The following is a 14,438-nucleotide window of genomic DNA, read 5'->3' on the forward strand; positions in this document are numbered from 1 at the left end:
TTGTAGGTTTAATCAATATCACCGGCTATTTTTATCAATAAATCCTTTATGCCACCCAAAGATAAGATATGGTCCACCTGAATTGAGGCAATCGCTGAAGCAGGCATTTGGGGTGATTCTGCCGTAGCGGGGTCCTGTGCAATCGTTAATCCTCCATGATTCTTTATTCTTTTAAGTCCCTTTGTTCCATCAGAATTAGATCCTGTAAGTACAATTCCGATTAATTTATTATTGTATACTTCAGCAGCCGACTCGAACAGTACATCAATTGATGGCCTTGCAAAATTTACTAACTCATCTATCGTTAGGGAAAACGTTCTGTCATTTTCAATCATTAAATGATAATTAGGTGGAGCGATATAAACTTTTCCTGGCTCGATTGTTTCTTTTTCATCCGCCTCTTTTATATGAATACTGTTTAAGTTGTTCAAAATTTTTATCCAATTGCTATCGGAATGACGGTTAATATGTTGTACAATAATAACCGGTATCCTGAAATTTTCAGGCAAATATGAAAATAAGAACTTCAAAGCATTCAAGCCCCCACTGGAAACGCCTATCACAATTGCCTCATAATTCATTTTCTATGTATTTTTTCTTAAATATTTTCTGGTTTTTATCCATCTCACTATATTCCTCACTCAAATTTGAAAAGCATAAACTTTCCTTTGATCCTAAACATAAAATGCCTCCATTGATAAGGCTCTCATAGAAAAGGCTCTGTACTTTGTTCTGCAAATCATTGTTAAAATAGATTAGCACATTTCTGCATAATATTATGTGAATCTCAGCGAAAACACTATCAGTAACCAAATTATGATTGGCCCATACAATGTTTTTTTTCAGAGATTGATTCATGATCACACTATCATAATTGGAGGTATAGTATTTTGAAAAGGATTCTTTTCCTCCAGATAATTGATAATTGGCAGTGTATTCTTTCATCATTTTGTTTGAAAAAATTCCTTCCTTTGCCTTGTTCAAAGCGTGTTGATTAAAATCAGTAGCATAAATTATAGTTCTGTTATACAAACCTTCTTCCTGCATAAGAATCGACATAGAATAAGCTTCCTCTCCTGTAGAGCAGCCTGCATGCCATATTTTTATAAAAGGATAGGTTTTTAATACAGGGATAACATTTTCCCTTAATGATTTGTAAAAGCAAGGATCACGAAACATCTCAGTTACCGTTATAGATAGATCCTGAAAAAGTTTGGAAGCAAATGCTTCATCATTCAAAACATTAGATTGTATGTCCGAAATATCCTCTAATCCCGATAGTACCATTCTGTTGATAATCCGACGCCTGATATGGGCCTGAGAGTATTGCCTGAAATCGTAACCATATTTCTGGAAAATAGCTTCAAGTAATAATGAAATATCCAGTTCCGAAATATCTTTAGAGATCATTTGGAGTTAATTTTTTCGCCTTGTTTGTTTCTACAGACTATAGTATCAGATTTAAATTTGGAGTAGGTTATGAAGAAATAGGTTACTTTATGTTTCTCTGGATGAGTTTGCAGTATTCTACTTATAACTAAGTATTGTTTATTAGGATAACTATATGTGCTAGTTTGGAATTCATTGAACAGGCTGCCTGTTGACTGGATGTTGATTCGGCCGGATACCGATTTAAAGTATTCCACTTTGAAAGGTAACTCTATTATTTAGAATATCCCCTTTCTATTTACTAAATAGATTAAGAAAGGGTGGCCCCGTTTGGTTTTGGGGTACAGCCTGAATGAGGAAGAGGGCATTTGGAGTACCTGCTACAGAACAGGTACTCGCTAAATTTATTTAATGCAATGCTGGCAAAGACAATAAGGGAACAGGAGAATTATAGGCCAGTTTTTTTGAAATGCTTTTGTGGAAAATAGTAGACAGGAAACCATGCTTTTTAGGAACAGTAATAATCAGCGATGCCTTGTGCTGTTCTGTAAAAGAAAGGATATCGGGTACTATATCTTCTCCTTTGATATAATGAAAAGCTGGTTGATATTTTTCCAGAACACTATGCAACTCTTTAATGGATTCTTCTGTTTCTAACGAGTATTTCTCTTCAGATTCAGTCGTTATATTTACCACATTAATTTCTGCGGGAAAGGCATCTAAGAATTGGTATAGCAGAGTAACAGGTATTGTTGAAAAATCTTTAAGATCTGTTGTGAGTACAATACCTTTAATAGCTCTTCCAATTATTGTATCCTGGGGAACTATTAATACAGGGAATTCACTTGATCTGAGCGTTTGAGCTGTAACATTCCCCATAAATAATTTTTCAAGTGCGGATTTGCCAGATACTCCCATAACAATCAGATCAATGGCTTCCTTCCTGCATAGCTGGTTGAGCAGATCAGGTAGAAAGGAAGTATCCTCCGCCAGCATATCAATCTTTACTGTTTGTCCAACCAGGGATTTAAGCCGGTCGTGCATCATACCTAATGCTTCCATACTTTTCAGATAAATCTCCTGATCATTCATTGCTGTTGCAATGGGCAAGTCCGTTCCACCAACAACGGTCTGATAGGCATGGTATAAAACAATCCGCCTTATCTGCAGAGTATCTACCAATTCACAGGCATATTCTGCGGCACGGAGTGCCGCTTCCGAAAAGTCAGTTAGAATAAGCATGGATTTCATCCGATTAGATATTTTGTTCCTATTGAATGCCACCAATTTCCTGCCAGAATTACGGTCCGGCTTGCTCTCATCAATTATTTTCTTACGAATAATAATATACTGGTAATGATTCCATACAAAGCAGTACCCCAATGGACAGAGAGGTGAACTATATCACTGCTGCCATTAGCAAGGTATATAGTCACTCCATCTATAATTGGGATTAAAATGGCCAGACTAAATACCACCAGGGTAATCTGCCGGTTTCTTATCCATAAAAGATAACTCAGGACTAATCCTGAAAACAGATCACGAATACCTTTAATTACACCGTACAATTCGGCATGGTCATATGATAACGGAATACCAAAGCCAGTTGAGGCTGGATGAGGAAGGAACATGTAACGGATGCCAATAAAACTAATACCCAGAGCTATAACTGCTACCATCCAGAAGGATATTGAGCGGGTGCCCCATTGTTGATTTGTTGATGTTTGCATAACGAATGATTTTGTTATTGCAAAGATCACAAGTGCTCAATCCGTTTTCGTTAACCCAGGTTAATTAATCCTGAGCCGCCAATCTTTTCCGGATTCGCATCATTAATGAACTTAATAAAGGTAGCGGAATTCAAGGCTATCGGGCTGTTGTATTATACCAGGTGCAATAACAGTATTAATAGTTTTCTTTATAAGCCGGTGGTGCCCGTCATACAAATTTTGATAACTGGTGGTTTCGTAATTGACACCATCCTGAAGGTACTTAGTAATGCTGTTATGCTGGCTGAACAGGTATTGCCAGAAACTCTTTTCTTCTGTAAACATTACATAGAGATCATCAATGTAATACAATGGGTTCAATCCCGTAGCGTAGGTGAAAGTTGATAAGTTTTGAGGTTGTGCCCAACGGATAAGGTTACTATGATTGTCAAAAGTTAATGTATCATAGTGAGTACTTCCATTACTGCTATATGCAATCTTTTTAATTTGTCCGTTATAATCATAAGTAAGTGTAATTACATTTACCGAAACTAAAGGATCATACCGGGGATAATAAGTAAACTGTGTGATTCTGCCCATATTATCATATTTGATATTACCGTTTGTTGAAACTATGGCCGCGTCTTCTACCAGGCTTACTGAGTCAATTCTTTTACCGTGATGTGCAACGCGGTAAACATACGTTAGATGGAGATCTATAACGCTTATAGAGTCTATATAACCCATATGGTCATAATGGAAGGAATAATTGCGTGTTGCATGTATTATTTCCTTTAAAAATGGCTTTTGTTTATTTTTTTCCTTCTGAAAAGGGTTCTCCAGATAATCTGATTTGTTACATGCAATGAGAAATAGAATGGAGCAGGCAACAGCAATAATGAAAGTTTGCTTTTTCAAGTACATACAGGTTTTATAGTTAATAATAAATACTACCCAGGTCATACTTTTGGGGGCTGGGTTAATGAATAAATAAGATTGGGTGTTATCCGGAGTAAGAGGAAACTGATTATTTTGATTTCTTAATTGAAGATATGGGAAAATACCGGATTCAACATAAACAATTTTAAATATGAAACGAAACTGTCAGAAGCATCTGAATCCCATATTTTTACTGTCGGCAATTCATAACTAAATACTAATAAATGTGTAGAAATTTATTCTATGAGAATAAACTAATCATATATTATGCCTTGTCCATGCTTATGTCCATGCGCGGGACCTAGCGCCTGGTTCGAATTTATGCCTTCAAATATTGACGTTGATGCGGAGTATGATCCATTGAATTACAAAATCTTTCAAGATACACCTGCCTATATTGCCGGAGGTCAGCATTTACGTTTCATTTACGCTTGCATCAAAATAGTAGACAACTTACAAAGACCTGTTATTTGTGAAGAGATGTGTAAAGAAATTCAGGCTGTATTGTATAAGCATGTATACTCCTCTAATATAATTACAGGTTCCTGAATTCCCCGTAATAGTTGCTTCAAATAGAACTTCTGCCTTTTAAGTTGCCTCATCACTACTAAGATGGGTGCGCTTGAAATAAATATACCCACAATACATGTTGTTACTCATAAATCAATTAATTAAAAAGTCTTCAAAAGAGATTTTTTAAAATGAACAATTGTGGCCTGATAAGTGTAACATTATAGAGGAGGTTCTATGGGAAATTAATACTATAGATCGGGGAAATTACGGGTGAGTGTGGATTTAATATGATTGTAATCAAGGAACTTTGTGATAAGAATCATCGTAAAGAAACTACTTTAAAAATATCTTTAGTATTATGTATTTGAACCTGCTGATTTTTTGCACAACTTAAAACAAAAGGAGGTTTTTATGTCTAACAAACTATTAACCCGAAAGGGAGAAACGATCCCATCCATTTTTAATGATTTTTTCAAGCCTTGGGATCAATTGTGGGACACCAATAGTGGTGGAAGATTCCTACCAGGTAATATGCATTTATTGACCGTGCCTGCTGTGAACATTACAGATAATAAGAATCACTACGAAATTGCCCTGGCAGCCCCAGGCATGAAAAAGGACGATTTTACAATTGATATTGAAGGCAATATGCTGACAATCAGTTCTGAAATGGAAGAGAATAGAGAGGAAAGGGACGAAAGGTTCACCAGGAGAGAATTCAGCTATTCTACTTTTTCGAGAAGTTTTAGTTTACCCGAAGGAGTGATTAAAGACAAAATTGATGCAACTTATGTGAATGGAGTGCTCAGATTGGTTTTGCCTAAAACAGAAGATGCGAAGAAACAGGCTTCCATGCATATTAATGTTAAATGAACATACAACTATATGTTTTATTCCCTGCCGAACCAAACGGCAGGGATCTTTTTGAGTAGATTAAAAGAAGTTATTTATCAATATAAAAGTTGTCATTTTATGAATATGGAAAAAATTTGCCAGAGCTGCAGTATGCCATTAGATAGTATTGATATTCTCGGAACTGAAAGAGACGGATCAAAAAGTGACCAATACTGCAAGTATTGCTACCAGGGTGGCGCATTCACAGCTCCTAATATGTCCATGAGCCAGATGGAAACACTGGTAAAGATGCAAATGGAGAAAAAGAATATGCCTTCAAACATTATAACGATGGCTGTAGATAGCTTGCCCAACCTGAAGAGATGGAAGAAACGTGATTCGATCAATCATAATCTTTAAGGGCATAAAGCCCATATAAGGAATATTTCTATGGTCATTATTGTATTGGGGTTGCCTGGGGCGGGTAAGAGTTACTTTGCTTCCCGGCTTGCAACACGGATAAATGCAAAGTACATAAGCAGTGACCAGATAAGAAAAAACATACTCGATAGCAGGACATATTCACATAAAGAGAAGTTATTAGTCTATGATGAAATGCTGATCCAAATGCGACAGAGCCTGAGCCGAAATAATAACCTGGTACTGGATGCAACCTTTCATAGAAAAGATTTCCGGGAAAAATTCATGGACGAGGCAATGAATGCAGGGGGGATTATTATTGAAATAATTGCGGGAGAGGCAGTTATAGAGGAAAGATTAAAACGAAAAAGAACTGATAGCGACGCTGATTTTGAGGTGTACAAAATCATAAAAGAACAATGGGAACCTTTGAATATAAAACATCTGATATTATTATCAACGGATGATAATATAGAAGCCATGTTACATAGTGCCGTGGATTACCTAAAACTGAGAGATGACCAAAGAACAAATTAATAAATTGCTTTCTGATGGAATATTCCCGAAGTACACCGGCCAGCCGGATTTGATTGAAACACATATTTCATGGGTGTTGGTATGCGATAATTTTGTGTTTAAAATAAAAAAACCGGTCTGTTATTCTTTTCTTGACTTTGCTACATTGGAAAAACGGAAATACTATTGTGAAAAAGAAATTGAATTAAATAAAAGATTGACTGGTGATATGTATATTGATGTACAGCCAGTATGTGAAATGTGTGGCTGCTATAGTATCGGTAATGATGGGGGAGAAATAATTGATTATGCTGTAAGAATGCATAAACTTGATAGAAACAGGCAAATGGATGTGCTCTTATTGAATGATAGCGTAACACATTCAAACATAAAGAGCCTTGCAGAAAAAATTGTAGCCTTCCACAAAAATACCAGTATCATTTATGAAATGGATGTTTTAAAGATCCGCGATGAATTTAATGATCTGAAAAAAGAGAACGATTTTTTACATGGATATTTATGCTCGGATAGTCTTGCAATCATTGACCATGCTATTGTTTCGTCCGATACATTTATTGAAGAACACAAAGAACTTTTTGCCGCCAGACTTAGAGCCGGTTTTTACAGGGATTGTCATGGGGATCTGCATTCCGGGAATATTTTTTTATTGCCGGAGCCTCTGCCATTTGATTGTATAGAATTTAATGATGAATACCGCCTGATAGATGTCCTGAACGAAGTCGCATTTTTATGTATGGATCTGGATGCATTTGGAAGGCAGGATTTATCCGATTTATTTATTGACTATTATAATCAACTCTTCCCTGTAATGAAAACCGGAGAAGACCGTAGGCTTTTTATGTATTATAAGTCCTACCGGGCCAATATCCGGGCAAAGATTAATAGTCTCAGGTTCCGGGAGGCTAATAATGAGGCAAAGGGAAAATTACCTCTGGCTGAGGTGCATAAATATCTCCGGTTAATGGATAGCTATATGAAGATGTTATGATATTCTATAAATCAAAAGAAGCCGCTTCGATTACTTTGAAGCGGCTCTTTTGTTTTGATATTGAAAGTTTTATTGAATTGTATTCTGGCGTAAGCCTAATGAATTATCATCAGGATCTGAAAAGTAAGCAAGCAAAACACCATCACCTGCATTCTGAATTGAGCTTACTTTAATTCCTTCAGACTCTAACTTTTTTTTGGTGGCTATTATATCATTTACAACGAATGTAGTGTTCTCTCCACCAGAGCCTGCGTTTTGGGCGTTCACATTTAAGCCTATTTCAGACTTGACAATTCCGGGAATAATTAGTTGAGTCCATGTGGAGGTTTGGTAATTAGGATTTACTATTAGTCCCAATTTATCAGTATACCATTCTATACTGTTTTCCAAATTACTTACGTCTACTTTTACAACAAGTCCGTATTCTTGTCCAAGTAATTTTTCAAGCTTTGACGTAGAAGCATTTAATGTTACTGTCTTCATTTTTTCATTTTGAGGTTTGGTGAATGAATATTAAATGTTTATTAGGAGGATAGAGTCAGTAATAATAATCTTAGCATTAATAGTGTATATGAAGCCGGGTGTAAGTAAAGAACAGGCGAAGTCGTTTTTTGTTTAAAGAAAATGAGTATTTCAGAAATGCCCGGCTGCGGCGGGCAGGAGTGCAGTTGCCCCGCCAATTCTGTCTACTTTGAAGCTTCTTCTTTTTTTTCCTGTTTCCCCCAACTTTTCAACTTGATTTGTTGTTACAGTAGTAGAAGGTGCTGTGGAAAAACCAGTCAAAACAGATACGGACAATGAAAAATAATGACAGTAATCATAGATGAAAAAATATTTATATTGTGGACAATGCGTTAAATAAAGAAACCAAAATCTCATTCAATAAACTATATTCTTTCGTATCCCTTATCCGGCAAAGATTCCCTCATCACCTGGTAACAAGATAAATTTAGTGAAAACAACTGCTTTTGCATGTTCCTTTTCTGACTATGTTTACAGAAGGAGGGGGAATGTTCCGATTTTTTTACAACCATCCAATAATTTCCAATGAAAAACAAACAAAATCTGATCTCAACCAAAATCACACTGATTGCTTTTCTCTTAACTTCAATACTGGCCCTGGATCCGGTCTCAATCTGTTCCGCGCAAAGTATAAATCCGGGCTCCAAAACAAAAAAAAGCCGCTCTTACACACTCCGGATCAATAAAGGTGATTACTGGATTGGTGGCTCGTTAGGGTTAACAGGCTCTGTTGCTCCATTGGGGCAATATATTGGTGCTGCCGCATCACTATCTATGAAAGGAGGCTACCATATTATAGATAGGTTATCTGTCGGGTTTAGTGTAACCGGAGGTCTTTCGCTTTCCGATAAAAAGAAAAATGGAGTGTATACACGGGGCACAAGTTTATTAGTTGGACCTCTTGTACAGTATATGATCCCACTTTCAAAAACATTTTTTTTAGCACCTATCATTGGAGTTAACATGGGGCCAATAGGCATAAAATCTATGATTTCTCCTGCGGGCTCACCAGAAGAATATATCAGAATAAAGGGCAATGCCTTATGCGGGTTTATCGGTGCTGGCCCCTTTTTTGAGGTAATACCTGAAAGAGCGACTTTTGGCGCACAGCTTTTTTTAACCTCTTTACGGCAAACTACCAATGCTTATGCAAACAATGGTGAACATATTCCTGACTCCAGAATAACAGATAGGAAAGTTGGTCCTGGTTTGGTGGTGGAGTTTAGATTGCATTTTTAATTTTAGTTAGTTATGCATAATACCGCTTTAAAGTTGAATCAATGGCCTGTGCTAAAGTATGATGATTGGAAAGAGACATTGGCCACTGTTCATTTATGGACGCAGATTGTAGGAAAGATCCGGCTCCGGAAAATGCCCTGGTTAAACCATTCGTGGCATGTTACCCTGTATGTTAGCCCTTTGGGACTAAGCACAGGAAGTATCCCATATCAATATGGTATTTTTCAAATAGACTTTGATTTTATTCACCATCAACTGGTAATTATTACCAATACAGGTAAAAAAGAAGTGCTGGAGCTGCGCCCCAGAACGGTAGCCGATTTTTATAAGGAGTTATTTGAGAAATTAGAATTATTGGATATTGATGTAACCATTTCCACATTGCCTAGTGAATTGGAGGTAGCTATTCCCTTCAAGGATGATCAGATCCATCAATCATATGATGGTCATAAAATGGAAGATTACTGGCAGGCACTTGTGAAGATCCACAACATATTTACCAGTTTCAGGGCCCGCTTTACGGGCAAATGCAGCCCTGTACATTTCTTTTGGGGAGCCTTTGATCTGGCTGTTACAAGGTTTTCCGGGAGAGATGCTCCCACGCATCCGGGAGAAGCTCCTAATATGCCAGCTGAAGTGATGCAGGAAGCTTATTCTAAAGAGGTGAGCTCTTGCGGATTCTGGCCTGGTAATGAACAATATCCGTACGCTTCTTTTTATTCCTATTGTTATCCGGCCACTCCTGCTTTTGGTGAACAGCCCGTACAGCCTGTTGAGGCTTACTATAACCAGCAATTGGGAGAGTTCCTGCTACCCTATGAAGTAGTACAACAGGCAGATAATCCGGAAGTGATAATATTGGCCTTCCTGCAGTCTACCTACGAAGCGGCTGCCAATACCGGCCATTGGGATCGGCACTCATTGGAATGTGATCTTTCCCGGTTTGAAATAGAATATGGATGTTTCAAGGAGGCTTAAGAACTATTTTGTTCCGCTATGGGACATACTAATATAAAAGCCGGGGATTTCTCCGGCTTTTACTTTTTCCCCGCCAGAATTAATGTTACCCTTGTTGAAAAACTACAAAAAATCTACTTCAAGAGGTGTTTTTGCCGGGATAATCGGTAAAAAAAGCCGGTTTAAAGATTTATCTTGATAAAATTAGGGCATTCTTATCAAGATATTGATTAATTATGTAAATTTGGTATGCATGTGAGAATGTAACCAACTATTAGGACATATAACTATTGTGATAAATTAATATGCCAACAAACTGTAATTGTAAATACAATTGACAGTTGTGTTTTTAGTCAACCAAAAGTTTAAATCATGGAGAGGAACAGATGTACTACCCTTATAATATGGCTGTATTTTCTTTGTTATCTCATGTAAAAATTGTTATCGTAAACGTGTGTTATCTGCAATTATTTATCCGGCAGATACCGAATAAGTGAACAACATTAAGTGAATAGTGCTTTGAACAGAAATGAAATGTCATTAGAGTAAATTTTAGGGGTACAACAAACAGATCTGCACACCAACTTGCCAGATAAATCTAACCGGCATGTAAATACACATCGTAAGCAGCAAGACAGTTGTAAATATTTTCAGATTATAATATTTATGGTCAACCAATTTTAGTAAGTCGTTCGTATAACTATGAATTATTGTCATTAAACAAAACGTAACAAATGAGAGTAACTGTCCGCACATCCCTTGAAAAGGGAAAGGCTTCCGTATGCCCTGTTCTTCAGGTAAGTATGAAATATAACGTGAAAGATTATATGCAAATTGATTAAACGATCAATGGACATATAAGGGTACATTCAGCATACAAGCGGATTACAAAGAACTCCCTGCAGCAGGCATGGTATTATTATCGGTGAACAAATGAATCCATCCGGCAAAACCGGACAGGACTTCCTTTGCCTTGTATTTAACGCTGCCAATACTATTGTAAAATCACAGGTCATCACTGTTGTGGAGATGACAAGGGGATGTTTTGCCCTGTTGGATGTATCATAAACGTTTCGTAAAAATCATAAACCAACTATTGTAATTGCCTGAATGGGGCAATCTATTTATCAATCAAAATCAACATGCATGAAACAATTCGCCTCACTGCTGTTCGCATTGCAGGTGCTCGTCAGCACTATGTCTTATGGGCAAACAAAAAAAATCACCGGAAAGCTTACTGATGGAAGTGGAAGCCCGGTTCCATTTGCAACTATCCAGTTGAAAGGAACCTCAACCGGAACAGTATCAGATCCTGATGGGGCCTTTAACATTAAAGCAAATGAAGGAGATGTGCTGATTATTTCAGCAATCGGGTATACTAAAAAAGAAGTCTCTGTAACAGCAACTGATCATATATCAGCAGTATTGTTAACAGATGATAAAGCATTAAAAGAAGTTGTTGTAACTGGTGCGTACGACATGAAGCGTTCATCAAGAAGTACCTCCTACAGCGCGCAGAATGTTGGTGGAGAACAATTGAACGTTATCCGCCAAACAGACCTGAACAATGCATTGGCAGGTAAAGTAGCGGGTATACAGGTAAGGAGCCAGTCTTCTGCTATGCTGGGTACTACAGGTACTGTAAGACTTCGTGGTACCAGTGGCCTGGGAGGTGATCAGGACATTCTCTATGTTGTTGATGGTACCATTTTGCCTAGCCCTAATGATATAAACATGGACGATATCGAAAACGTTACCGTGTTACAGGGACCTGCTGCTGCTGCGCAGTTCGGGAGCCAGGGTGCAAACGGTGCTATCGTTATGACCACTAAAAAAAGCAAACGTGCAGAGGGTGGAATTGGTGTTGATGTAAATATAGGCGCTACCGTAGATAAAGTTTATGTAGTGCCGCATTACCAAAACTCATATGCTGGTGGTAACTCTGCCGATCTTATCAAATATACATGGCAGGAAGGCCAACCCACAGAGTGGCAGGCGCTTAACGGAAAGTATTATCACAACTATTCCGATGATGCCAGCTGGGGACCACGTATGACAGGACAGGAATATATTCCCTGGTATGCATGGTATGGCGGAACCAAATATTCATATAAAACAGCTGCCCTCACACCTCAGCCCAATAACACCCGCGATTTCTGGAATACAGGTACTACTCTTAACAACTCAATAAGCGTTTCAAAATCCAGCAAGGATATCAACCTTCGCCTTTCTTATGGGAATATTTCTATAAAAGGTCTGATTCCAAGTTCCAGTCAGCAGAAAAATACGCTGAACTTTAACTCTACAATGGATCTTAACGAACACTTTGTTGCTACTGCCAGTATCAATTATATCAACACTAATACAAAGGGACAGTTTGACCAGGGCTATGCTAACCAATCCTCAGGCTCCTTTAACTCCTGGTTCCACAGGGATCTGGACATGGGTATCATGAGAGAGTTGCAGGACCTTAAAACACCATCCGGAATTTATGCCAGCTGGAACCATAACGATCCTACTACTTATGCCTCTTCTGCTGATGAACTTGCATTCCTGGGAGGTAACTACTGGTATAACTTCTACAACTATTTTAAACAGATACAACCCGTAGCACAAAATGACCGGTTGTATGGCGATGTATCATTAGCCTATAAACCAACTAATGATCTCACACTGAAAGGTACTTATCGCAAACAACAGAACAATACCTGGTATGAAACAATCGTTTCATCTGCACTGCAAAGTAGTGCTACTCAAACGGGTGTGAAGGCTTCTTATGCAACCGGTAATACTTATGAAAACAGAAGAAATGTCGAATTCTCCGCTGCATACACTAAAAAGATAGGCCAGTTCCAGGTAGATGCAACTGCGGGAAGTGACTTCTTCAAATATGTGTCTAAAACAAATTTAGCCAGCACCGTTGATGGATTAACTGTTCCAAACCTTTATTCCATCACGAATTCAAAGGGTACGGCATATACCTACAATGGAAGAACACAGGAGGCATATAACTCGCTCTACGGATTGGGAAGTGTAGGATATAAAAACTATCTGTTTGCAGATTTTACATTGCGTAAAGACTGGTATTCCACACTGCCATCGGATAATAATTCCGTATTGTCAAAATCAATCGGTGCCTCTTTTATATTCAGTGATTTAGTAAAAGTACCATTCTTAAGTTTTGGTAAACTCCGCGCATCATGGGGTGAGGTACCGCAGGCTTTGGGGCTTACTACCACCACCTTCGGTGCTTACCGTTATCCAGGATTCACTTATGCTCCCGGTACTTACCAATGGAATGGTAACATCAGCATGTACACGCCAGATGCTTTGGTAGATTCAAGTATCCACGGTTCTGTTAAAACAATGAAAGAAATTGGATTAGAGCTGAGATTCCTGAATAACAGGGTAGGAACTTCTGTTACCTATTGGGATGGTACAGAGAACGATATTCCTACTTCCGTTACTATCAATGGAGCCAGCGGATTTACTTCCAAACTGACTAACACAGGAAAAATAACCAAAAAAGGTATTGACATCACATTGAATGGCAGACCTATTTCAACAAAGAACTTCAAGTGGGAAGTTAATGCCACCTGGGCTTATCTGTTGGAAAACAAAGTTGCAAAGATAGCAACCGGTGTAACTTCCACTAATTCGGTAAGTACTATCTGGAACACATCTACGCCTTATGTGCTGCATACGGAAGGTATGGAATGGGGCCAGCTTTATGGTAGCGGTATTAAGCGCCTAAATGGTAAACCTATAGTGAATGATGATGGTAGTTATGCAAGTGAATACAAATATTTTGGAAGTGTATTACCCAGATTTACGGGTGGTGTTCAGAATACTTTTCAATATAAAAACTTCCTGCTGAATATAAATATTGATTATCAGGCAGGTGGTAAGTTCTTTTCCTTGTCTGATATGTGGGGTTCCTATTCCGGTCTTACAGCCAGAACTGCTGCTGTGAACGACCAGGGTAAATCTGTTCGTGATCCCATTAATCAGGGTGGGGGCGTACACGTTAAAGGTGTTGATGCCGATGGAAAAGACAAAGACATGTACGTAGGTGCACAGGATTATTATCATGGTTTATACAGTCATTCAACCTTTGATGAGTATGTATATGATCTTACATTTATAAAACTGCGTGAAGTTTCCCTGGGATATCAGATCCCTCTTAAAGGCAATACCAAAAAATACATCAGGACTGCCACACTTTCACTGGTTGTGAGAAATGCACTGCTGTTATATGCACAAACAAAAGATCTGGATCCTGCAGAGGTTAGTTATATAAGTGGTGAAAAGGGACAATTGCCGGGCACCCGGGGATTGGGTCTTAACCTGAAAGTAAGCTTCTAATTATTGCTGACCGTAAAACTTAATTA

Annotated in this window: 14 protein-coding genes; 8 read left to right on the forward strand and 6 right to left on the reverse strand. The window is 38.1% G+C overall.

Annotated features, from left to right (window positions below; genetic code table 11):
• Nucleotides 1–8: 8 nt before the first annotated feature.
• The 5 genes from BM176_RS15710 to BM176_RS15730 all read right to left on the reverse strand — a co-directional run bounded on the left by BM176_RS15710 (nt 9) and on the right by BM176_RS15730 (nt 4,016).
• A complete protein-coding gene (locus BM176_RS15710) occupies nt 9–581 on the reverse strand; it encodes a chemotaxis protein CheB (RefSeq protein WP_090104622.1) in 573 nt (190 codons plus the stop codon).
• A complete protein-coding gene (locus BM176_RS15715) occupies nt 571–1,410 on the reverse strand; it encodes a CheR family methyltransferase (protein ID WP_090104624.1) in 840 nt (279 codons plus the stop codon). The genes BM176_RS15710 and BM176_RS15715 overlap by 11 nt, the downstream gene beginning before the upstream one ends.
• Nucleotides 1,411–1,797: 387 nt before the next feature.
• Nucleotides 1,798–2,640, reverse strand: coding sequence for a universal stress protein (locus tag BM176_RS15720; protein ID WP_090104626.1), 843 nt, complete (start codon nt 2,638–2,640; stop codon nt 1,798–1,800).
• Nucleotides 2,641–2,714: 74 nt separating this feature from the next.
• A complete protein-coding gene (locus BM176_RS15725; RefSeq protein WP_090104628.1) occupies nt 2,715–3,119 on the reverse strand; it encodes a DUF4267 domain-containing protein in 405 nt (134 codons plus the stop codon).
• A gap of 111 nt (nt 3,120–3,230) precedes the next feature.
• The gene (locus BM176_RS15730; RefSeq protein WP_143097827.1) at nt 3,231–4,016 is read right to left on the reverse strand and encodes a hypothetical protein; all 786 of its coding nucleotides are present in this window, start codon (nt 4,014–4,016) and stop codon (nt 3,231–3,233) included.
• Nucleotides 4,017–4,961: 945 nt separating this feature from the next.
• Between BM176_RS15730 and BM176_RS15740 the strand changes: the two genes are divergently transcribed.
• From BM176_RS15740 to BM176_RS15755, 4 genes are all read left to right on the forward strand, one after another.
• On the forward strand, nt 4,962–5,423 hold the full coding sequence (locus tag BM176_RS15740; RefSeq protein WP_090104635.1) for an Hsp20/alpha crystallin family protein: 462 nt from the start codon (nt 4,962–4,964) through the stop codon (nt 5,421–5,423).
• Between the two features lie 99 nt (nt 5,424–5,522).
• On the forward strand, nt 5,523–5,804 hold the full coding sequence (locus tag BM176_RS15745; RefSeq protein ID WP_090104953.1) for a zinc ribbon domain-containing protein: 282 nt from the start codon (nt 5,523–5,525) through the stop codon (nt 5,802–5,804).
• Nucleotides 5,805–5,834: 30 nt separating this feature from the next.
• Nucleotides 5,835–6,341, forward strand: a complete 507-nt coding sequence (locus tag BM176_RS15750; RefSeq protein ID WP_090104638.1) for a P-loop nucleotide/nucleoside kinase family protein — start codon at nt 5,835–5,837, stop codon at nt 6,339–6,341.
• The gene (locus BM176_RS15755) at nt 6,322–7,329 is read left to right on the forward strand and encodes a hypothetical protein (protein ID WP_090104640.1); all 1,008 of its coding nucleotides are present in this window, start codon (nt 6,322–6,324) and stop codon (nt 7,327–7,329) included. Before BM176_RS15750 ends, BM176_RS15755 begins: the two co-directional genes overlap by 20 nt.
• 69 nt (nt 7,330–7,398) lie before the next feature.
• Here the strand turns inward: BM176_RS15755 and BM176_RS15760 are convergent, their stop codons facing one another.
• Nucleotides 7,399–7,812, reverse strand: a complete 414-nt coding sequence (locus BM176_RS15760; RefSeq protein WP_090104642.1) for a VOC family protein — start codon at nt 7,810–7,812, stop codon at nt 7,399–7,401.
• Between the two features lie 564 nt (nt 7,813–8,376).
• Between BM176_RS15760 and BM176_RS15765 the strand changes: the two genes are divergently transcribed.
• The 4 genes from BM176_RS15765 to BM176_RS15775 all read left to right on the forward strand — a co-directional run bounded on the left by BM176_RS15765 (nt 8,377) and on the right by BM176_RS15775 (nt 14,412).
• Nucleotides 8,377–9,090, forward strand: a complete 714-nt coding sequence (locus BM176_RS15765; RefSeq protein WP_090104644.1) for a hypothetical protein — start codon at nt 8,377–8,379, stop codon at nt 9,088–9,090.
• A gap of 12 nt (nt 9,091–9,102) precedes the next feature.
• Nucleotides 9,103–10,068 (forward strand): DUF5996 family protein, encoded by a 966-nt coding sequence (locus BM176_RS15770; protein WP_090104646.1) that lies wholly within the window; start codon nt 9,103–9,105, stop codon nt 10,066–10,068.
• A 912-nt stretch (nt 10,069–10,980) separates the two neighbouring features.
• Nucleotides 10,981–11,115 (forward strand): hypothetical protein, encoded by a 135-nt coding sequence (locus BM176_RS32940; protein ID WP_255373519.1) that lies wholly within the window; start codon nt 10,981–10,983, stop codon nt 11,113–11,115.
• A gap of 78 nt (nt 11,116–11,193) precedes the next feature.
• Nucleotides 11,194–14,412, forward strand: coding sequence for a SusC/RagA family TonB-linked outer membrane protein (locus tag BM176_RS15775; protein ID WP_177230420.1), 3,219 nt, complete (start codon nt 11,194–11,196; stop codon nt 14,410–14,412).
• The last annotated feature ends 26 nt before the right edge of the window (nt 14,413–14,438 follow it).

This window comes from Chitinophaga sp. CF118 (assembly GCF_900112615.1).
Classification (GTDB): Bacteria; Bacteroidota; Bacteroidia; order Chitinophagales; family Chitinophagaceae; genus Chitinophaga.